The sequence below is a fragment of the Bradyrhizobium sp. SBR1B genome (assembly GCF_014198205.1).
Lineage (GTDB): Bacteria > Pseudomonadota > Alphaproteobacteria > Rhizobiales > Xanthobacteraceae > Bradyrhizobium.
Genome location: NZ_JACIHC010000041.1, coordinates 1 through 21,127, shown reverse-complemented (window position 1 = coordinate 21,127; position 21,127 = coordinate 1). Strand labels below are relative to the sequence as shown.

General features: G+C 57.4%; 14 protein-coding genes and 6 pseudogenes. 14 read left to right on the top strand and 6 right to left on the bottom strand.

The features are described 5' to 3' along the window. Positions 1–505: 505 nt before the first annotated feature. The 4 genes and pseudogenes from GGD61_RS38985 to GGD61_RS38970 form a co-directional block, all read left to right on the top strand. A complete protein-coding gene (locus GGD61_RS38985; protein WP_183232407.1) occupies positions 506–1,591 on the top strand; it encodes an HlyD family secretion protein in 1,086 nt (361 codons plus the stop codon). 30 nt (positions 1,592–1,621) lie between these two features. After that, a complete protein-coding gene (locus tag GGD61_RS38980; RefSeq protein ID WP_246786194.1) occupies positions 1,622–3,844 on the top strand; it encodes a peptidase domain-containing ABC transporter in 2,223 nt (740 codons plus the stop codon). Continuing rightward, positions 3,841–4,038, top strand: a pseudogene (locus GGD61_RS38975) (transposase); the annotation flags it as partial. The gene GGD61_RS38980 and the pseudogene GGD61_RS38975, both read left to right, overlap by 4 nt. A 46-nt stretch (positions 4,039–4,084) precedes the next feature. After that, a pseudogene (locus tag GGD61_RS38970) lies at positions 4,085–4,447 on the top strand (IS256 family transposase); the annotation flags it as partial. A gap of 571 nt (positions 4,448–5,018) precedes the next feature. Here the strand turns inward: GGD61_RS38970 and nodU are convergent. Then, positions 5,019–6,716, bottom strand: coding sequence for a nodulation protein NodU (gene nodU, locus GGD61_RS38965; RefSeq protein ID WP_183232405.1), 1,698 nt, complete (start codon positions 6,714–6,716; stop codon positions 5,019–5,021). Positions 6,717–7,416: 700 nt separating this feature from the next. Between nodU and GGD61_RS38960 the strand changes: the two genes are divergently transcribed. The 6 genes from GGD61_RS38960 (at position 7,417) to tnpB (ending at position 11,850) form a co-directional block, all read left to right on the top strand. Next, positions 7,417–8,412, top strand: a complete 996-nt coding sequence (locus GGD61_RS38960) for a S66 peptidase family protein (RefSeq protein ID WP_183232404.1) — start codon at positions 7,417–7,419, stop codon at positions 8,410–8,412. 17 nt (positions 8,413–8,429) lie between these two features. Continuing rightward, complete coding sequence (locus GGD61_RS38955) at positions 8,430–9,548, top strand: amino acid--tRNA ligase-related protein (protein ID WP_183232403.1); 1,119 nt, start codon at positions 8,430–8,432, stop codon at positions 9,546–9,548. Between the two features lie 243 nt (positions 9,549–9,791). Continuing rightward, positions 9,792–10,424, top strand: coding sequence for an HAD-IA family hydrolase (locus GGD61_RS38950; protein WP_183232402.1), 633 nt, complete (start codon positions 9,792–9,794; stop codon positions 10,422–10,424). Beyond that, entirely contained in the window at positions 10,417–11,205 is a 789-nt protein-coding gene (locus tag GGD61_RS38945) for a class I SAM-dependent methyltransferase (protein ID WP_183232401.1), read from the top strand. The genes GGD61_RS38950 and GGD61_RS38945 overlap by 8 nt, the downstream gene beginning before the upstream one ends. 7 nt (positions 11,206–11,212) lie before the next feature. After that, complete coding sequence (locus GGD61_RS41820; protein ID WP_409362501.1) at positions 11,213–11,545, top strand: transposase; 333 nt, start codon at positions 11,213–11,215, stop codon at positions 11,543–11,545. Further along, positions 11,545–11,850: an IS66 family insertion sequence element accessory protein TnpB gene (gene tnpB / locus GGD61_RS38935; RefSeq protein ID WP_183232399.1), complete on the top strand. Its 306-nt coding sequence runs from the start codon at positions 11,545–11,547 to the stop codon at positions 11,848–11,850. The genes GGD61_RS41820 and tnpB overlap by 1 nt, the downstream gene beginning before the upstream one ends. Positions 11,851–12,043: 193 nt before the next feature. Here the strand turns inward: tnpB and GGD61_RS38930 are convergent, their stop codons facing one another. From GGD61_RS38930 to GGD61_RS38920, 4 genes are read right to left on the bottom strand one after another with little or no spacing between them, the layout of a single operon-like run. Further along, positions 12,044–12,502, bottom strand: coding sequence for a hypothetical protein (locus GGD61_RS38930; protein WP_183232398.1), 459 nt, complete (start codon positions 12,500–12,502; stop codon positions 12,044–12,046). Between the two features lie 55 nt (positions 12,503–12,557). Beyond that, positions 12,558–13,745, bottom strand: coding sequence for an IS256 family transposase (locus tag GGD61_RS38925; RefSeq protein ID WP_183232406.1), 1,188 nt, complete (start codon positions 13,743–13,745; stop codon positions 12,558–12,560). A gap of 47 nt (positions 13,746–13,792) precedes the next feature. Then, positions 13,793–14,038: a hypothetical protein gene (locus GGD61_RS41080; protein ID WP_246786193.1), complete on the bottom strand. Its 246-nt coding sequence runs from the start codon at positions 14,036–14,038 to the stop codon at positions 13,793–13,795. Between the two features lie 29 nt (positions 14,039–14,067). Beyond that, entirely contained in the window at positions 14,068–15,213 is a 1,146-nt protein-coding gene (locus GGD61_RS38920; protein WP_246786192.1) for a recombinase family protein, read from the bottom strand. A gap of 417 nt (positions 15,214–15,630) precedes the next feature. On the opposite strand from GGD61_RS38920, the pseudogene GGD61_RS38915 reads away from it, so the two are divergent. Together GGD61_RS38915 and GGD61_RS38910 are read left to right on the top strand one after the other, a co-directional pair. Further along, a pseudogene (locus GGD61_RS38915) lies at positions 15,631–16,526 on the top strand (IS256 family transposase); the annotation flags it as partial. A gap of 274 nt (positions 16,527–16,800) precedes the next feature. Then, complete coding sequence (locus GGD61_RS38910; protein WP_183232397.1) at positions 16,801–17,016, top strand: cold-shock protein; 216 nt, start codon at positions 16,801–16,803, stop codon at positions 17,014–17,016. Positions 17,017–17,809: 793 nt separating this feature from the next. Here GGD61_RS38910 and GGD61_RS38905 read toward each other — a convergent pair. Further along, positions 17,810–19,194, bottom strand: a pseudogene (locus GGD61_RS38905) (IS110 family transposase). A 226-nt stretch (positions 19,195–19,420) separates the two neighbouring features. Here GGD61_RS38905 and GGD61_RS38900 point away from each other — a divergent pair. Then, positions 19,421–19,837: pseudogene (locus GGD61_RS38900) on the top strand (IS3 family transposase); the annotation flags it as partial. A gap of 635 nt (positions 19,838–20,472) precedes the next feature. Beyond that, positions 20,473–21,033 (top strand): annotated as a pseudogene (locus GGD61_RS38895) (reverse transcriptase domain-containing protein); the annotation flags it as partial. Between the last annotated feature and the right edge of the window lie 94 nt (positions 21,034–21,127).

Here is a 21,127-nt window from a genome sequence, read left to right as displayed (position 1 = left end):
TCAGCCAGAACAGTCCTTTGCGCATCGAAGTCCCCCGTGCCGAATCAACTCGGTGCGAGGGAATCAGAAACCGCTAATTAGGTACACACCCTAGTGCGCGACGAAAAACGTTTCGCGCGCGATGTATCCATCGAGAGAAGAGATGCCGATCAGTGGGCCTATCACGGCGCGACGCTAAGGCTTCATTCATCCCGGTGCGGCGGGAAGAAGCGAGTGGCTCTTGTGGAGTTCTTTCGCCCATTGCAAGACTCATATTCACGTTGTCTCTCTTTGGGCAGCCTGCCGCCTGCACTGCCGGTCTCACTACGAACGACACGCAACGTGCAATCCTATAACTTAACTGGACTAGCTGAGAAGTAGCCGCAACTCGATCTGCTAGATCAATGGTTTGAAGCTGCTGATCGTCCTGGAATTTGCGACAACCTGTATGAGTGACGTGTTACTGCCTGCAGAAATGATCTGCTATACTGCAGAGAGCGTCCTGTCCCGAGAATCAGGACGCTCTTTGGCGATCTACAACGTCATTGTGCTGTCTGTCGTTGGAGCCTTAGTGGCGCTGCCAGTCGTGACTATAACGCTTTCTGTCCAAAGTGCCGGAACCATTCGTCCCACCATCGAGAAGACCCCTCTGCTCGCTCCGGCCTCCGGACGCATCTCTCGTGTTCTTGCTGTGGAGAACGGTCTCGTTGCACAAGGCCAAGAGATCCTCCCTCTCGACGATGTGGTCATCGAGGAGAAGATCGGTGCACTTACAAGTGAAATCCGTCTGAAGCGCGATCGTGCCAATGACCTGGAGGCGCTAATTTCTTCCGGCGCGCAGTCCGACGTCCCCTTACGCCTCCGCACAGAAGCCGCCATGGCTGAGCGGCTCCATTTTATGAACCTGTTGCAGGAGAACCAATATGCCCGCCGCAATGCAGCGGCGGAACTCGAGCGCACCCAGCGACTGGTCGCGGTTGCTGCAGCGCCCGCCAAGGCGGTTGAGGAAAAGGCCTTCGCTCTGCAGAACGTCGAGGTGAAAGGCGAGATACTCGCCCGAAGCAAATCCGCCGAATGGAACCAACAGCTCTCCGATACTAACCTCCGCCTTCAGGAGCTTACCGCCAGCTTGCGCCAACTTGAGAACGAACGTGACCTGACCCGAATTCGCGCTCCCGTGTCCGGCGCTCTCGAGCAATTCTCCGGCCTCTCAGCCGGCAGCTACGTCCAAGCGGGGCAAACCGTCGCTTCGATCTCGCCTGACGGCGAACTGGTGGCAGAAATCTACATTTCGCCTAAGGACATCGGCGTTGTGCAGCCTGGCCAGCCGGTGAGGCTCCAGGTCGATGCTTTCAACTACAATCAATGGGGGGTGATTGAGGCGACAGTGCTAGAGGTCGCGCAGGACTTTACCATGCAGGACAAGAACCCGGTCTTCAAAGTCCGCTGCGCCCTTTCTCGCAGTTACCTCAAGCTCAAAAATGGCATCATTGGTCATCTGAAGAAAGGCATCACGGTGAGAGCCCGCTTCCTCGTGGCGGAGCGCACCATCCTGCAACTCCTCTACGATGAGATCGACGATTGGCTTAACCCGCTCCTTGCAGCTCGTTAATTATCCATTTCCAAGAAGTCAGTGCGCGCCATGTCGGGTCAAATCATCAAGTTCAAGCAGCGCGACATCACGGATTGTGGGGCTGCCAGTCTTGCTTCCGTTGGAGCCTTCTACGGTTACAAGTTGCCATTGTCGCGAATCCGCCAGTATGCCTCGACGGACCGATCCGGCACCACCGTGTCGGGTCTTCTGCAAGCGGCTCAAAAGCTTGGGTTCATTGCCAAGGGTGTCAAGGGCGGCTTCGATAGCTTGTACAAGATCCCCAAGCCGGCGATCGCGCATGTGACGGTCAAGGACGTCTTGCACCACTTCGTAGTGGTCCAGGCGATCGACGCGAGGTGGGTCACCGTCATGGACCCCGCCTACGGCGAAATCCGCAAGCTGTCGCATGAAGAATTTAAGCGACAATGGACTGGCGTCCTGGTGCTGCTGGTTCCGGCAGACACCTTCAAGCGCCGCGATGAGACCACCTCACCTCTTCTCCGCTTTGCCCGGCTGCTTGCGTCGCACAAAGCTGCTCTGACGCAGGCTCTCGTCGGCGCACTGGTAACCACCCTCCTCGGGCTGTCGACAGCCATTTACGTCCAGAAGATCGTCGATCACGTGATCACAGCGGGCAACCGCAATTTGCTCAATCTCATGAGCGTCGTGATGCTGCTGATCCTGGTGCCGCAGATCGTAATTAATCTGCTCAGAAACCGGCTAGTCCTACAAACAGGGCAGAAGATCGATGTCTGCTTGATTCTCGGCTACTACAATCACGTCCTAAGCTTGCCACAAAAATTCTTCGATAGCATGCGCATGGGAGAAATCGTCTCCCGGATGAATGATGCGGTGAAAATCAGGAGCTTCCTGAACGACGTCTCGATCACCATGTTCGTCAACCTGCTAGTCGTACTATTCTCGTTCGGGCTGATGTTCATCTACTCGTGGAAGATCGCCTTGGTCGTGGCTATCTCCATCCCACTATATGTCTTGGTCTATTGGACCATTAACCGGCTCAATAAGACGCGCCAGCGCGCGATCATGGAGAATGCCGCCGATCTGGAGGCACAATTGGTTGAATCGCTCGGAGCTGTTTCCACAGTCAAGACTTTCGGCTTGGAGAGCTTCGCTTGCCTCAGAATGGAAACTCGCTTTGTCAAGACCCTGCAATCGGTCTACAGCTCAGGCCTCATCGCGATCGTCGGCGACAATGCTTCGACCTTTCTCTCAACTCTCTTCACAATCTTGCTAATGTGGTTTGGTACGACGCTTGTTCTGGATCAGGCCGTCACTCCTGGTGAGTTATTTTCCTGCTATGCGCTGCTCGGCTATATCACCCGGCCTGTCGCCAACCTGATCCAAACCAACAGAATCGTTCAGGACGCGTTTATCGCGGCGGATCGCCTGTTCGAGATTTTCGACCTTGAGCCTGCACGCGGCGGCGGTATTGATGCCACCAAATCCGAGCTAGGCGATATCCGCCTGGAGAACGTCACCTTCCGCCATGGCTCGCAGCCGAAACTCTTCGAAGATCTTAACCTTACCTTTCGTCGAGGCGAAATGACGGCTGTGGTGGGAGAAAGCGGCTCAGGCAAGAGCTCCCTTACGGCGCTGCTGCAGAATGTCTACCCCCTCGAGAGTGGCCGCATTCGGATCGGTCCCTATGACCTCAAGGACCTCTCGACCATATCTCTGCGTAGGGTTGTTGCCGCGGTACCGCAGTCGACGGACGTATTCTCAGGCTCGGTGATCGAGAACATTGGGCTTGGCGAGTTCGAACCGGAGATCGACAGGATCATGAAGGTCTGCGATCAAACTGGGCTGCGGGAGGTGATCGAGAATTGGCCGGGAGGCTTCCAGGCCTATCTAGGCGAAAACGGTGTACGGCTCTCTGGCGGCGAAAAGCAGCGCTTTTCGTTGGCCCGAGCTCTGTATCGGGATCCGGACATCCTGATCCTTGACGAGCCGACCTCCTCTCTCGACTCCGTTGCCGAAGCCACTATTCACCAGCTCCTTGATGATTTGCGTCGTGCCGGCAAGACCATCGTGGTCATCTCTCACCGACTCAGCACCATCCGTGCTGCCGACAAGATTGTCATGTTACACAAGGGGCGGATCGTTGCTGAAGGCAGGCATACTGATCTGCTGGAGCAAGCCGCTTACCTTCGCTTGTGGCGGACGCAAACAGGGGACAGAGCGGGCTCCGGAAATGTGGAGTTTCTGCCTGACGGCGGGCAAGATTGTCCCGCGAATCAGGAGAGACGATGAGCAGACGATCCCGCCGGCATCACGCACCGGCATTTAAGGCCAAGGTGACGTTAGCCGCGATCAAGGGCGAGATGACGCTGGCGCAGTTGGCTGAGTATTTTGACGTGCACCCGAACCAGATCACGCAGTGGAAGTCCCAGCTTCAAGAAGCGGCGGCCGAGGTGTTTAGTCCTGGCGGTGGCAATAGAACGAGCTATCGCCGAAAGTTGGTGACGGCGGGAATCGGAAAGGCGGCAGATCGTGGGGGTGCTTGACGCCTCCACTTCTCCACCGAAGGAGCGATATGCCGTGTCCAAAGATAACATCATCAAGCTGATTCAGCCAGGAAACGTCGAGGATCAACCCACCGAAATCTTGCGCAACGGGGCGCGTGCCCTGTTGGCGCAGGCGGTCGAGGCCGAGGTCGAGGACTTTCTCGGCAAGCATTCCGATTTGAAGACCGCGGGCGGCCACCAGCGCGTCGTCCGCCACTGTCACCTGCCGGAACGCGAGGTGATGACTGGTATCGGTCCGGTCGCTGTCCGCCAGCCACGTGTGCGTGATCGCGAGGCGGATGCCACCGATCCCGACCGCATCCGGTTCTCTCCGTCGATCCTGCCCCCAAGTCTTTGGCCCACCGCGCAGAACGAAGGATTTTCCCGATATCGCAGCAGCATCTGGGCCCGCGATACCCGGCTCGCCAGCTCAGTTCTCGACCGCGAAAGAGCCGCCAAGGTCGACAGCTGTTCATCACTCATTGCCAATTCGACCGCTCGCCGCCATCCTGCCATGATACAGCTCCTCGTTTCGCCGACCGCAAACGAGGAATCCGCCAACAACCCGTCCGTTCCACCAATTCAACGCGCTCCACGACGCAGGTTTCATGGAATCGGTCGTCTAGTTAGCAGGCCATCATCGCCACTTTGGAACGGGAGCAAGCAATCGAGACGCGACAGGTGCCTTGTCTTCAATTCAGCCTCCCCGGCCGCTGCTTTGAGGCTGGCTGTTTGGTGGTTAGTGGCGAGTGGCAGGGACAGCGTCCGCTCTAGCGCAACCGATCGACGCCGAGTCGTCCCTGATCGATTCCGCGAATTCCGGAACCTGCGGGGCGTAATGCTCCCGGCGATCTTAGAACACTAAACCTTGCCGCCATCATGCCGCGCCAGCAACTGCTAATGAGGCTGGGGGGCTGACCTTAGAACAAAGGCAAATTCGTCATTTTGGTTTCGCTTTGACGTTGGCACAGCAGACCCTCGCACCATATGTGTTCGACGCGTCCCCACTGGCACGCCGCTGCGGTATCCGGAAAAAACCCCCTTCCATGGAGGTTGGCGCTCGTATTGCAAAGCAGCGGGATGCCCGTGAGCCTTTCATATTCGACGAGAAGCTCAGCGACTGCATGCTGAGAGGTTCTGGGAATCGTCTGCAATCGCGCAGACCCGTCGAGGTGAACAACCGCAGGAATTCTATTACGCCAATCAACCCGCGTCTCGTGATCGAAAAGCATGTAAGGATCGGGCGTTCCAGGACTGAAAATGTCCGGTGCACGGTCCTCCAAACATATAGGAGCCACCGGCCGGAAGTGTTCTCGAAGCTTGAGGTCGTTGAGATAGTCCTTCATTCCCGCCGAGGTCGCCGCTGCGAGAATGCTTCTGCTACCCAACGCCCGTGGTCCCAACTCGGCACGTCCGGCAAGGAAGACCACGGGCTTGTCAGCCGCGAGAATGATTGCCAATTCGCGCAGGCTGCACGGCGCCGCCTTCCACCCGCGCGGCACATCGCCCCGTTTCAGCGCGGGGCCGCTGTAGACGGACCACTCCAACGGTCCGAAGCCGTTGTGCGCTGCCATAGCGGAACAAGCGGCTCCAACTGCTGAGCCACTGTCATTGGGAAATGGGGGCACCCAGACGGCCTTGAACAAGCCTGTTGCACGCAGTGCACTATTCCATTTGATGTTCAGACCGCAACCGCCGACTATGCACAAATTTTGTGGTCCCGGAACAGACGAATGCCGCTGCAGAGCATTCTCCATTTCTCGCACGAGGAGACGCTCGACGAAGCAATGAAACGACGCAAGCACATCTTCTGGTGGTTTGGCTTTGAGCCGCAGCGCGCAAGCTTCGAAGAAGTCATGCACGGCGGAAATCGCCGATTCCATGCCGTTGAAATCCACACGGTGAGCAAGCTCCGCATCGTCCCCAAAGCGCCTTTCGTATTGCTCCCGGAACACCTCCACAATGTCTTTGTCCGCCGACCCAAGCGCGATGTAGGCCATTATCTTGCCGGCAATTGCCCGGTCGCCCCAACCACCGCGATTTGCCCTCTTATACGGCCCAAAGTGCTGGCTCGCCGCAGGATAGGTATGCCCAATCATCGGGAATAGGTATTCGAGGAAGCGGGCTCCGCCGCGCTCAATATGGTATAGCCGTGGAAACATGGCGCCGTCCCAAACCAGACAGAATGCCGGTTCGCCTGTCTTGGCAAAGGGGCTGGTGCAGTATGCGGAGGCCATATGTCCCGTGACGTGCGGATAGCTCTTGTAAGGGAAGGCCCTGCCGTCAAGCATCAGGCCAAAGCCGTCGCACGAGGTGAGGGGGTCGTCAGCATGGCGTTCGAGATATGGTGCCCCCTTGAGCGTGATGGGCACCGTACCGCTGATGATCTCCAACCGCGACTCCACGCGCCCAATCCAGCCGTCGACCACGAACTCGTCGACGTCACGCGCATCGAGGCCATGCTCCGCCAGAGCAACGACAATTGCATTGAGGTTGTCGATTTTTTGATACCGAGGATTATTGCCCCTTTTTTCCTCTTCGACGCAAAAGACAAGCCGTCCATCCTCGACTAGAGCGACTGCCCCGTCATGAGTCAGCTTTATACCGCAGATACGCATGATCCCACCAAATTGTTTGACCTCGAGGGGCAGCTTCGAACGAGGAACTCTCGCCGGCGAGTCCCAAGCATCTGCCGACAACGGTTTCGATGGAGCATGCATTCCGCATAGCGAAGATCACCCCGTCAGCGGCGCGACCGAATAAGGAAGCACAAACACCGATCCGAAGAATTGCGGCGACCTATACACGACTTGGAGCGCATTATGATAATTCCTTCGGGGAACGGCAGTCGGAGCTTGTCGTAGTCGGCCGCACAAGCGGCGCAATCGTCGGCCCGCGATATTCAGGTTGACAACTTGAATTCGATCCATGTCGAAGCTCACGAATCTTCTCCCAACCTAGCCGGCACGCGACCAGCAAACGACCTTAGACGACGCGGAACTTTGAAGGGCAAAACAGCAGCCTCTGGGTCGCGGTCCGGACGATCGAACCACGAACAAGGCCGTTTCGTTTCGCCCTGACTTGTGGGGTGACAGTCACAGCAATGCTGTCGACAGCTTAATTGTCCAGAAACTTACCTCTGACGTCTGTCGCCGTCGAGTGCCGGAGGTCCTAGCCTCCTAGTTTTGGCAGGCTCCCTGATTTGATAGTTGCTGTGGACCTACGCTTAAATTTATTCCTACATACGGCCGACATGAACTCCGACAGCTAAAACGCGATTGCGCAATCGACTAAGGTGATAAACGGAAGCGATCGCCGATGAGCGCATTCCATGCAACGTATCCACCCCGCCTTGTTCAAGGCGCGCATTTACGCGTTGTAGCGCCGTCACGCAGTTTGAGCTTTATCACTCCGAGCGTCAGAGACAGGGCGACGCAATTCCTACAATCGCACGGAATGAACGTCAGTTTTGCGCGGCACGCGGCCGAAATGGATAGCTTTCAGTCAGCATCGGTTGCCGCTCGAGTCAGCGACCTTCATGAAGCGTTTCTTGATGACTCTGTGACCGTTATCCTGACCGCCATTGGCGGATACAATAGCAATCAACTCCTACGCCATATCAATTTCACATTAATCGAAAGACATCCAAAGATCCTATGCGGATTTTCCGACACGACGACTCTTACGAATTCAATTCTCGCGCAAGCAGGCCTAGTGACGTATTCCGGACCCCACTTCTCAACGTGGGGCATGAAATACGGACTTGAGTTTAGCGCAGAGAATTTCCTGAAGTGCTGCATGGGGAGTGAGCCGTTTGAGCTGCCCTCCTCCCCCGAATGGAGCGATGACGACTGGTACATTGATCAGGAGAATCGGAAATGGCTACCGAATGAAGGCTGCTGGGTTCTTAATCCCGGTGTTGCCCATGGACGGCTCGTGGGCGGGCACTGTCGTTCACTGAACGCACTGCAGGGGAGCGACTATTGGCCAAGCCTTCTCGGCAGCATCGTTTGCCTTGAAGAAACTGCCGACATCACGCCGCGACATTTCGACAGGCAACTCCAATCCCTGATTTTGCAGCCGGATTTTGAAGGCGTCCGAGGAGTACTGATCGGCAGGTTTCAAGCGGCTAGCGGAATGTCAAGATCCCTTCTAAAGGGCATCGTGGCGAATAAAGCCGAGCTCAAAGGCATTCCGGTTGTGGCCAATCTGGGTTTCGGCCACACAAGCCCAATTGTTACACTTCCGATTGGAGGAGAAGCCAGGATCATTGCAGAAGACGATACACCGCGAATCTGGATCGACAAACATTAGCGAGAAGGAGATGCGAGATGTTCGATAGCCACTTCGAAGCCGCCATTCTGCGGGATGATGCATCGTATTGTCTTCAGGAGCGGTCGCTCTTCTCGATGCCCGTGTACAATCCCTCAACTCACTATATTGATCTGACACGCAACAAATACTTCCACGCTCTGCTCACCCTTCGCCATTACGTCCGCGCCGTGTCTGACTACTACTTCTCGGTCATGCACGAAGGGCGAAACATAGATTTGTTTATGCTAACACCTAGCATATCGTCCCCGATGGGGGCTGGCTCAGACTCGGAGGCAATTGCTATCAAGTTTGGCGAACTCGATTCATATCTTGTCGATTCCTCTCAGTTCGGGTTCGAACCGCTTCTCTTGAACGGCATGCCGATGGTTTACTGCTATCTTCCATCTATGAGAGGGGAAGATGCCGATAGTAGGCACCTAAACCAATTCTTCCACTGCGAAGCCGAGATCCGCGGGGGCATTGGTCAATTGTTCCCGCTGATAGAAGGCTACATAAAGGCACTATGTCGTGCATTGAGTTTGATGAACAACATCGTCGAGAAGATTAGTGCGAATCCGAAACAGACCAGGAATGCTATCAACTCCGTCGCTGCGGCGGCGGCCTTTCCTCGCATTTCCTTCGATCAGGCGTGCGAACTTCTCCGCGAGCACGGAGGAAAGGGAATTACTGAACTGGCCGCGCATCGCCGAACAATTACAGCCGAAGGTGAGATGCGGCTGGCCAATCTCTTGAAGCTAGATATTCCTTTCTGGATAACCAACTATGATCGAGACCAAGTGCCGTTTTATCTAAAGCCCGATCGCCGGCACCCGGAAAAAGCGATCAACGCCGACCTTATCTTCCCGCCCCTCGATGGTGGATGTTTTGGTGGTGAGATTGTGGGATGTGGCGAGCGCCAGGACGCCGCGGACGAGTTGATCGAATCGCTCGCGAGGCAAGGCATATGTCCTAGACCATATGAGTGGTACATCGAACTAAGACGGCAGCCAAACTACTCTACTACGTCCGGCTTTGGCTTGGGGATAGAGAGATTTCTAGCCTGGGCTCTCTGCCGGACGAACATTCGGGATGTGATTGCCTATCCAAGACTGAAGAATATTATGACGTACCCCTAGGAGATCACCAGTTACGCGCGCGCGACTGTTGCGCGTCTGGTGTCAGCGGCCCGAAGCGATCATCCAGAAAATTGACGAGAGTCGCGACGAAGCCGCGTCTCGGCCAGGCGCCCCAAGAGCTTAAACTCGTCGCCACTCGACAACTGGCCAGCTTTGAGGGCGCAGCCGTGATCGCAAATTAGCCGTTGATCTGTTGGAAACAGCCAAAATAGTCAGGGATGTCATGCGTTATAGGTGATGAACTTGTCGAAAGCATCGGATATCCAGGCAATCATATTTGATCTTTCAGAGGTTCTCTTGCACGGCCTGCTCGGACTTCATGAGCGGCTCGGCAGGAGTGTCGGCGTGTCTTCGAGCAGGCTTGAATTGCAGATTCCTGAACTTCAAGCCCTTTTTGAAGGACGCATCAGCGAGCAAGACTATTGGTCGGCGCTAATCGATAAGCACTGCTGGACCATAAGCTCAGAGGAGCTTCATAACCTTGTACGTGAGGGATTTCGGGAAATCCCCGGCACACGATCGATAATTCATGAGCTTCGACTATCCGGCTATCGGATAGGCTTGCTATCCGTTCATGCCCGGGAATGGATCAGCTATTGCGAAGAGAAATTCTCATTTCGAGAGCTATTTGACGAGATCAGCTACTCGTTCGAAACTGACACGTGCAAGCCCGCCCCCCAGTCTTTTGTCATGATCCTTGAACGGCTGAGATGCCGGCCTCAAGAGGCCCTTTTCATTGACGATATGCCGGCAAATCTCGATGCAGCCTCGATGACTGGAATGCACACCCTTCAATTTTTTTCGGCTGCGCGGCTGCGGCGTGACCTGCACTTATTCGGAATAGCGCTCCCGTCCGCGAGAACTCGCCATGACTAAACTCGATGACATCAGATATCTCGTTGAGCAGGAGAATTTATTCTGGAGTGCTCAGTTTCAGAAGGAGGCTGCAAGGGACAAAAAGAACCCAGTCAACTTCTCATCAGATTGGTGGCGGCTCTATTATAGGGAGATAACAGACCACATAGGGCACATTCTCAGACTTCGATCCGATCCCTATGTCTTGGAGGCGGGAAGTGGATCTGGAAAAGCGTCTCTACTGTTATCATCGAATATGAGGCGAGTGTTGCTAGATATATCGCCTAGCGCTCTTCGATTCGCAAAATATCTCGCCGAGCGGTTTGGATGCCAAAATGTTGATTTCATTCACGGCGACTTATTCAAGCTCCCTTTTGAGGAGCGGTCATTCGACCTAACATGGAATATTGGTGTACTAGAGCACTATCGCCCTGAAGCAGCCCTGCAGATCTTGAAGGAAATGTCCCGAGTTACAGTTGATGGTGGCTATCTCGCCGTGGGAGTGCCGAACTTCGGATCCTTTGCGATCCAAAAAGCTCGTACGCTGCGATTTCCTATTCTGCACTTCGTTCCTGGCTATCGATTAGGCACCGAGAGACCCTATACGCCGCCGCAACTAATCGAGCTTATTGAAGGGGCATGTCATCTTGAGGGACGCTCCGTTAAGAGCACAGAGATTGTCTATTTTGGAAATCCGCTGCCGATGGGATCACCTGCTTGGCTGCTGAGATCGCTCGGACCTGCGGCCGAGCGGCGATGGCCACATCGGAAGTTTCTCATCGTAGCCATTTCGAGACTATAGATGCCAGGTGCACTTACGATCGGAAGCCCGTGATGGTTCCCGGTTGGTGTCGGCGACGGCGCGGCGCAACGGGTTGTCCACGAGCCAGTTGTTCACGTGGCGACGGTTGGCGCGCGAGGGTCGGCTGGGCGGGGATACAGCGCCATTGCTTGTTCCTGTGGAGATCACTTCGACACCAACTCCGGCGTCGGCCGTGGTCGCGCAGACAAGGCCATCGTCGGCTAATGAGCGCGCGAAGGTAGGCATAATCGAGATCGAGCTTAGCGGCTGTCGGGTCCGCGTTGACCGTGACGTGGACACTGAAGCACTGCAGCGGGTCCTCGAGCTTCTGAGGCGGTGATGATTCCGATCCCAAGCAACGTCAGGGTCTGGATTGCCACCGGTCACACAGACATGCGCCGCGGCATGCAAAGCCTGGCGCTCGCGGTCCAGGAGAGTTTGAAGCGTGACCCGCATGCGGGGGATCTCTACATCTTCCGCGGCCGCCGCGGTGATCTGCTCAAGATTCTTTGGCATGACGGGTTAGGCATGTCGCTGTATGCCAAACGCTTGGACCGCGGCAAGTTTATCTGGCCTGCAACGTCGGGAGATGCGGTATCGATCTCAGCGGCTCAGATGGCTTATATGCTCGATCACCCATGTTGATGCCCCTCCTTGTTAGGCTGACAGATTCTTAGATCAAGTTGCGCAATGACGTGGTTTCGAAGGTCTCGGACAGCGTCAAGAATAGATGGTGTATTCGGGAAGAGATAGGCGCCGCTTGGCTGGCGATCAATCAGCAAACGCTTACTTCGGATCTGCACATAGAGCCAGTTCACCGGGATCTTGAGCGTGCGGGCTATTCGGGTGGGCTGAGGAGTGCTTCGTCATGCTCCCATCGGTTGCGCTGGGTAGCCACCTTGATGGCAGCGGCACGACGGATCCGCCCAACGGTGATGGCCAGCACCTTATCGGTGCAATGGGGAGAGCGGTGGCCTTCGTGGGTAAGGATTGCGGCGATCTCGTCGTCTGGGACGCCGTCGCGGGCAAGCGCCAGCAGGCGCTCCCGCATTTCTGTACCTCGCGTCAATCTGGTGACGGAGTTGACGCTCATCTTCACCTCGAGCTCTGTCACGGCGCCTCCTCGCCAGACGATCCTGGCCAGGGCCACGTCGTGCTCACCGCGGTCGAGCACGACCTTTTCGATGAGGCATCGCAACAACGCCTTGCGATGCGCATCCGAGATAGTCTCGTCAGCCCATATCTGCGGCAAGCGGCTGGTGAGGCTGATGACCTTGTTGTCAAGCTCCTTGCTCATGGCCACTTGTGTGATGGCTTTGGAGGGTACTGTCCAGAATGTTTCGCACTTTTGATCAGGCGACGGCTCCGTTTTCGGAGAGTTGTGGCTGATAGAGAGGTCGCATGTTCATGTAGCATTTGGTCGACCACGCCGTTCCGGCAATGTGCCGCAGCCGGGCCGCCGCCAAGTTGAGACAGGATTGACCGTCGGGGAAGGCGCCGACGACACGGGTTCGTCGCCGGATCTCCTTCATGATGCGCTCGAGCGGATTGTTCGTTCGAATCTTTCGCCAGTGGATGTCCGGAAAGGCATAGTAGGCAAGCGTCTCGTGAACCGCCTGCTCGACGAGATCAGCAGCTTTGGCCATACGGCTTGCCCGCAGATCCGCGATGACGGTCCTGGCTTTCTCGTCGGCCGCGGCGCGGCTCTCCTGGGCATGAATGGCCTTGAGCATGTGGCTCACCTCGCGGACCCGGGTCGACGGCACGTGGCTGAAGACATTGCGATAAAAATGCACCATGCAGCGTTGATAGCGGGCCTCCGGCAGATAATCCGCAACGCTTTCGACAAGACCTCGGCACGCATCGGAAATCACCAACTGCACGCCCCTGAGACCGCGATCGACGAGATGCCGCAGAAACGATGACCAGCCGGATTTGTCCTCCTTGGCGCCCTCACAGATGCCGAGGATCTCCCGGAACCCCTCGGCATTAACCGCCGAGGCCACCAGCAGCGAGATGTTGCGAACCTCACCAGCCCAGCTGCGCTTCATCACGATGCCGTCGAGGTAGAGATACGGATGCTCGCCTTCGATCCTGCGATTCCGCCACGCCTCGATCTTGATATAGATCTTCTTGTTCAGGTTCGACACTGTGCTCGGGCTGACCCGGGTGCCCCACAGCGCCTCCGTGATGTCTTCGACCCGCCGAACCGAAATCCCGGCCAGATACATCTCGATCAGCGCCTCCTCGACCGAGCTCTCCCGCCTCCGGTAGCGCTCGATAATCGCCGTCTCGAAGGTTTGCCGCCGTAGCTTCGGGACCTTCAGATTGACGTCGCCCGCCTTGGTGTGCAGCGTTCGCTCGTAGCTGCCTGCCCGCGTGTCCTGCCGGGCCGGGCTGCGCTCATACCGCCCAGCCCCGCACAGCTGGTCCGCTTCGGCCTCCAGCATGGCGTTCAGGGTCTCTTCCACCGTCCCGCGGACCATCTCGCCCAGGTGATCTCGAATCCGGGCCTCATCAATTTGGATCACCTGACCCATGGCATTCCCATCGTTCATTCAAAGCTCCTTCATTCTAGAAGAAGCCGTCAATCCTGAAAGTGCGAAAGACTCTGTACGTTATCGGCAAGCGCCTCTTCCGCGGCGCGCACGTCGGTTAGCGCCGCTTCCCATCGACGCTCGAGTTCCGAGGCGACCAGGCGATTGTCTGGATCAGCTCGATTGAACTGCCGTTCGGCGAGCGCCGCCGTGTACCGCTTGCGCTCGAGCTCTCGTTCTGCGCTGGAACTTAACGCATTGTTCGTCTGCTGCTGGACCCGGCGGGAGTGCGACAAGGCATCGAGTTCGGCCGGCGCCAGTGCGGTTAGGAATGCATCGGCAACGGCCGCATCGATACGGTCGGCCCGGATGTGTTGACAGGTTGGCTGGCCTTCCTGGGTACGCAGGTGATTGCATACATATTCGCCGCCCCCTTGTAGCGGACGTACATCTTATGGCCACATCGTGCGCACCAGGCGATGCCGTGGAGCAGAAGCTCGCCATCGCGAGGCGCGCCTCGGGTTTTGATGCGCATGTATTCGGCTCTGTTATCTCTGATGACGGCTCGGATTTTTTCATAAATTGGCCAGTCGATATAGGCGGGATATCGATCTTTGACGACGATCCGCCACTCCTCAATCGGCCGCGGAGCCTTTTGCGGCAGGGCGCCCTCCCGCTTCGGCGGCTGGAAGCGGGTTCGTCCATAGACGAAGGCGCCCGCATATGCGGGGTTCTTCAAGACGGCCGCCACCGCAGCCAGCGTCGTGCGCGTCCAACACAAATCGCCATGCCGATCACGACGTGGCAGTTCGAGATCACGCTCGTTCAACGCCCGCATGACCTTGGCAACGCTGCGCAATTGCAGGAACGTCTGGAAGACGAGACCGAGCCGCCCTTGCACGGCTATGTCGGGATCCTTAACGACCACGCCGCTCGGGTCCCGCATCAGCCCGATTGGCAGCATAACCGCAAGTTCGCCGCGTTCGGCTTTAGCCAGCAGGCCGGCGGTCAGCCGGCTGCGGATCGTATGTAGCTCAAGCTCGGAGATCGAACCTTTCAGCCCGAGAAGCAACCGTCCGTTGGGAGTGCCCGGATCATAGACACCATCGCGGTCGGCGATCAGACAGCCACGCAGACCACAGATATCCAGGAGCGGATACCAGTCGGTACAATTACGCGCCAAGCGAGTCACGTCGATCGACAGGATGAGCCCCACTTCACTCAGGCCAACACGGCCAACGAGTTCTTTGAAGCCGTTACGATGCGCTGTAGATGCGCCGCTCAACCCGAGATCGGCGTCAATCACGTCGATGGCAGCCTCACGCCATCCGAGTTCGCGGGCGCGCTTGCGAAGCGCGTATTGAAGGCGCAGGCTCTCCTGATTGCTTACGACCTGGTGGGGCGTCGACTGCCGGATGTAGACTACGGCTTTGCGCGCCAAGTGGCTTGAAGTGACCAACTCGGACTTCATGAGGGATCTCCGCCAAAATCGCGGCGACGTCTTCGACGATCTGACGTCGGAGCGCGGGCGTCAGCGTCGACCAAAGATCGGCTGGATCCATGCTCATGTGCGTCGGACAATCCGCTGTCGATAGAAGCTCGAGTAGAGCCTCCATACTCAGCTTAATCTGATTTGCTCCTTGTCCATAATATTCGATTGCGGTTGCCTGAATCAGGAGACTGCTTCCCGTGCGAAACTCGACTTCATACGAAGCGGGAATGCCTCGGCCTCGCTGGCCGATCTTCCTTATCGCTCGAAATGAGCGGCCGTACAAAGGATGGTGGGGGTCCCGAACTTCGATCACCTCCGGAAATGATTCGTCAGACTCACTATTGGGGACATTCCTCAATCCCCTCGGTGGATGGGATGGACTGGAAGCGGACGACGAAGCAGCTGGCGCTGCCGGATGGTCGGGCGCGCGTGGTGCGGCATGGATATGGGCCGGCGCGCGAAATTGCCACGGGCATCGGCCCTGTCGTGGTCGCCCGTCCGAAGGCCCGCGACCGTGGAGCAAGCGGGCCAGGCGACAGGATCCGGTTTCATTCGACGATCCTACCGCTCTGGGCCCGCCGGGCGAAGAGCTTAGACGCGTTGATCCCCGTGCTCTATTTGCGGGGAATCTCGACCAGCGACTTCCAGAAGGCGCTTTCGGCCTTGCTCGGCAAGGACGCGCCGAACTTGTCGCCGCCGGTCATCGCTGGCCTGAAGAAGGACTGACAGGCCGAATACGAACGTTGGCAAAAGCGCGACCTGTCGGGGCGGCGGTACGTTTATATCTGGGCGGATGGCGTCTATCGGCAGGCTCGCATGGAGGACCATGCCGAATGCATCCTGGTGTTGATAGGCGCCATGCCTGAAGGAAAGAAGGAATTGATCGGCTTCCAGGTCGGGGTACGCGAGAGCGCACAAAGTTGGCGAGAATTGCTGATCGATCTGCGCAAGCGCGGCTTGCAGATCGGGCCTCAGCTTGCTGTCGGCGACGGCGATCTCGGCTTCTGACGGCGCTCGATGAAATCTTCCCCGGCACGCAACATCAGCGATGTTGGCTGCACAAGGTGAACAACGTGCTCGACAAAGTCGCCAAGTCCGTGCAGCCGGCAATAAAGAGTGATCTGCGTGACATCTACCTAGCGCCGAACCGGGCGGCCGCTGTAACAGCGATTGATATCTTTGTCGAGAAGTAGGGCGTCAAATACAAGCCGGCCGTTGAATGCCTGATCAAGGATCGCTCGGCTATGTTGGCGTTTGATGACTTCCCTGCCGGCCACTGGTCGCATCTGCGCCTGCCGTTGGTCCGAAGCCTGGCGGGGCCGGGCGGGGCGGACTCTATTAGCGTCCGATTCCGCACGGCCCTTGCTCTGTTCGGGGTACCATCGCCTATTGCTCCAGATGCGGTGATGTTAGAGGCGGGCTGATCGCCGCGAGCGTCGGGTCCGCCCCGCCTGTTTGCTCTGATTACAGCCCGGCTACGAAGTCCCTGCAAAACCTCCAATTCTCGATTGTCAGCTTTCGGACGAATGTCGACGCATTGAGGCTCGAACATACGTTAGACCAAAGATGCAGACTGGAACGGTAGTCTCGTACAGCCTTGAAAAGAGCTGGGGCTTCATCAGACCCGACAACTGCGATGGCATCGATTTGTTCGTGCATATTTCGGACCTTCGCGACTGTACAGGGGCTGATCTGGTGCCGGGGACGCGCGTGTCTTTCGATCGTCGCTTCAACAGATGGCGCTCAAAGTACAGAGCCGTCGAGGTCAGGCTAATCGATTGAAGTGCCGCATATCCTGAAGGCCTTCACCGCGCCCGGTTCGGCCGACGATCGGAAAAGCTCGGCTCTGTGAGCGTCGATGACGAACAGCAAGTCTTTGCCTTCGAGGAAAACGAGACCTGCATCGCCGGATCAGGGCACAGGTCAACAGCGATCGGGACATTTCCGCTGCTGCTTCAAGTCGTTGGCCGCTTTGTTATAATCTAAGCGGTCATTTTTGCCCGGAACCGTTCGAGCATCACTTGTTGCGCATGAGCAAGCGTTTTGGAGGCGTGAAGTATTGATATTTGCCGGTAAGCGTTCCATTAACGAACTGTAGGCCGTGATCGCCATAGATTATATCCTCACGTGCGTAGCCGTCCGCTATGGCCACGTGATTGTTGCCCCCAACTGTCTTCCGAACAGTCTTCACCACATGGCTGGCTGGTGGTGAGCCGAGCATCTCAACTACGGCATAGCGTGGTGTGCCCAATTTTAGGGTGTCAAACTGTTTGCTGGCTCGTGTTGAAGACTTCCAGCCGCCTACTTACCTCGACGTCTTTATAGCGCATTCCGTATTGCATTTCACGGAACGGACCACCTGGAAACCGCTCGTCGCCACCTTACTCGATCGGACGCGGCCTGGGGGATTTCACTGCTTTACCAACACGCTCGATCGACCAGACCATCCTATTCCTAAGGAGGCGTTTGCAGCTGGTCACAAGAAATCGTTCTCGCGCGGAGAGCTAGAGGCCATCTATACAGAAGCCGGCTGGGAAATCTTGCGCTCCGATCATTACATCAAATGGGACTCGCCCTAAGAAACGGCATCGCCGACGTTCGGCTCCAAGGGCTGGAGAACGAAGCCGAATGCCTTGGCACGCCGATGCAAATTGTTGACCACTCGCGTCCGGTAGCGCGTCTCGTAGGAAGAGGCCCCGGGATCGACATAGTCCATTCCGTATCGCACAGCATTGTAGAACAGAACTGCGATCTTGCGGGCCGTGGCGGTCACTGCCTTGGCCTTACCGATGCGCGATGAAAGTCGCCTGTAAAAGGCGCCGAGCGCAGTATCGGTGCGTCCGACGGTGACGGCAGCAAGGCGCAGAAGCGCCGCCGCCCGGCCGCCGGATCGGCGCGTTCGGGACGAGAGCCTTTTGCCGCCGGAGACCTTGTTGCTCGGCGCCAGTCCTAGCCAGGAGGTAAAATGCTTTGCACTTGGCCACGAGGAGAGGTCGTCCCCGCATTCAGCGATCAGCTTCAGCGAGAGGTAAGGACCGAGGCCGTCGATCGTGGTGATGTCTTTTCCCAGCAACGCGAACAGCGCCTCGCGGACGTCGAAAGCTAGAGCGTTCGCCTGATCGGTCCGATTCCGACGCAGCGAGGCCAGCGGTGCTGGTCCATGGCCACGACCGCGATGGTTGCTCAGTTCCTTCAACACGGCTTCGATCCGGGCGTCGCAGGCAGATGCCTTCTCGTGGTAGGTGTCGTAAAGGGCCAGTGCCTGCTCGAGCGCAAACAGATGCTCGGCGCGGTAGCTCCCGGTGAGCGCCTTCGCAATCGTCTCGGCACTGGAGTGGCAACTGTAGTGGCGCAAGCACGCCAGCGCCTCGGGATCGCGCTCGCCGGCAAGAATCGCGCGTATGATACGCAAGCCGGTCGCGCCGGTGATGTCGGCGACGACGTGGTGGAGCTGAAGATTCATCTCCGTCAAGGCTTCTGCATATGCTGGATGTGTGAGGCCGCGTACTCCAGCAGACGCTCGCGCTGACGCACGTAGGCTCGCAGTTCGGCAATCTGCCCTTTGGGCTGAAAGCTGGCCCGCAGCAACCCGAATGAATGGAGCCGCTGCAACCATTGCGCATCGCTGACATCGGTCTTACGCCCCGGCACGTGCTTGGCATCGCGCGCGTTGACAAGGAACACGGTAAATCCCCGGGCATCGAGAAGCTCGAAAACCGGAATCCAGTAGACGCTGGTCGATTCCATGGCGACGGTCTCGACGCCGCATTCCGTAAACCAGTCGACCAGCCGATGCAGATCGGCCGTGAAGGTACCGAAACTGCGGACTGGCTCCGGAGCGCGATCTGCCCTAACGGCCGCCATATGCATGGTGGCGCCAACGTCGATGGCAGCCGCGTTCGGGTGCACCATCGGCATGTTACCGCCGTCCTTCGACTTCGATCTTTTTTTGGGGTTCATTTGTAGCTCCTCCTGGCTCCGGCGGAAGGGCTGGGCTGCGCAATTAATCAAATTCCTAAACGGGATCGCCGAGATGGCGTCACCACTCTCAAGTGCGCAACAGCCCATGGACCATGTTTTTTGACGGGGTCACGTGCCGCCAAAATCGTATCGGCCGCTCCCTTCCGGCCGCAGTCTAGCGATTACCCGTTTATATCCCACAGGGGGGCGCGCAGCGCCCGCTCAGTTTTTTAGAAGGCGCGCTCAGCAAAGCCTGCCTGCTGAGCGCAAAGCGATGATCGACCGTGAGCACGACCTGCCGATCACCAAACAGGCGGAAGTTTTGAAGATTAGTCGTGGCAGTGTCTATTATCTACCACGTCCGGTGTCGCCCGCCGACCCTGCGATCATGCAACGGCTCGACCGGCTGCACCTGGAGTTTCCTTTCGCCGGTTCGCGAATGTTGCGAGACCTGCTGGCTGCCGAGGGGTGCAAGGTCGGCCGCCGGCATGTCAAGACGCTGATGCGGCGGATAGGGATAGAGGCGCTCTACCGCCGGCCGCGTACCACTAGGCCCGAACCAGGGCACAAGATCTATCCGTATCTGCTGCGCGGGATGGAGATCACACGCCCGAACCAGGTCTGGGCGATGGACATCACCTACAGTGCGCCTCGCTCCGAGAAATCGGGGAGGCATATGTCTGGAATGCATTGAGAAAGGAGGAATTTGACGAGCCTGCTTCCTGCTGTGGGGAAGCATGAGCCCAAGCGGCGGTGACCTGCTGTCAGCTGGCAGGGTGACGTAGCCCGCAGGTAAAGGGAATTGAGGCGAAACCGTTACGCCGAGATGGTTCCCGAGGCTAAGTATTGGAAGGTTGAGGAACACGAACCGGTTCATCCGCGTCTGTGGGCTGAAATGTCGCCTCCGCCTACACGGTTTAACAGGCGGAATGCTGAATGGTGTCGAAGGATATGTAGCCAGAGACACCCGAATGCGAGCGTAGATGTAAGACGTCTTGCGTGGGCCGAGGGGAGAACACAGTCAAACCTGAGGCAACGGCATCGACTTGCAGCAAGCAAGGGAAACGACTGCGACCGGCAACCTCACCGATGCGCTGGTAGTCCAACATATGAACGAGGGAAGGCATGAGCGGAATGGCAAGGGAGTTGACCCCGATGTCCCCCATGCTGGCAGAGCTCCCGTAGTAGTCCGAGACCGGGAAAGCCGGTTACATGGCGAAGGGGAGCAGTTTGAGTTGCTTGGAGTGCACGTGATCTGACCTAACGAGGTGAAGACCTTTGATAATCAGTGAAATGCAGCACAAGCTCGCGACATGGGCCGCGGCCGATCAAACCCGCCGGTTTGATCGACTGCTCAGGCTCATCACCGACAGGAATTGGCTTGCTGAGGCGGCCCGAATCATCCTGGCGTCGAAAGGCGCCAATACACCGGGCCTTGACGGAATGGACAAGCGAAGACTTGCTGTCGAACTGGAGCGTCATCTGGATCGATTGCGAGTAGCCCTGTTGGACGGCACTTACCGCCCAACGCCGGTCAAGCGAATCCATATCCCGAAGGCCAACGGTAAGTTGAGACCATTGGGTATACCGATCCTGCTGGACCGCATCGTCCAGCGGGCGATGCTGATGGCCATGGAGCCGATCTGGGAGAGCGACTTCCACTCTGGTTCCTACGGCTTCCGTCCCGAACGCAGTGTTCATCATGCGGTTCGTACAGTGAGGATGCAGTTGCAGGATGGCTCTGACTCGAAGGGCCGCTGGATCATCGAAGGAGATCTGGCGAGCTACTTCGACACTGTCCATCATCGGCTGCTCCTGAAATGCGTACGTCGTCGCATTAGGGTCTGTACCTAATTAGCGGGTTCTGATTCCCTCGCACCGAGTTGATTCGGCACGGGGGACTTCGATGCGCAAAGGACTGTTCTGGCTGAAC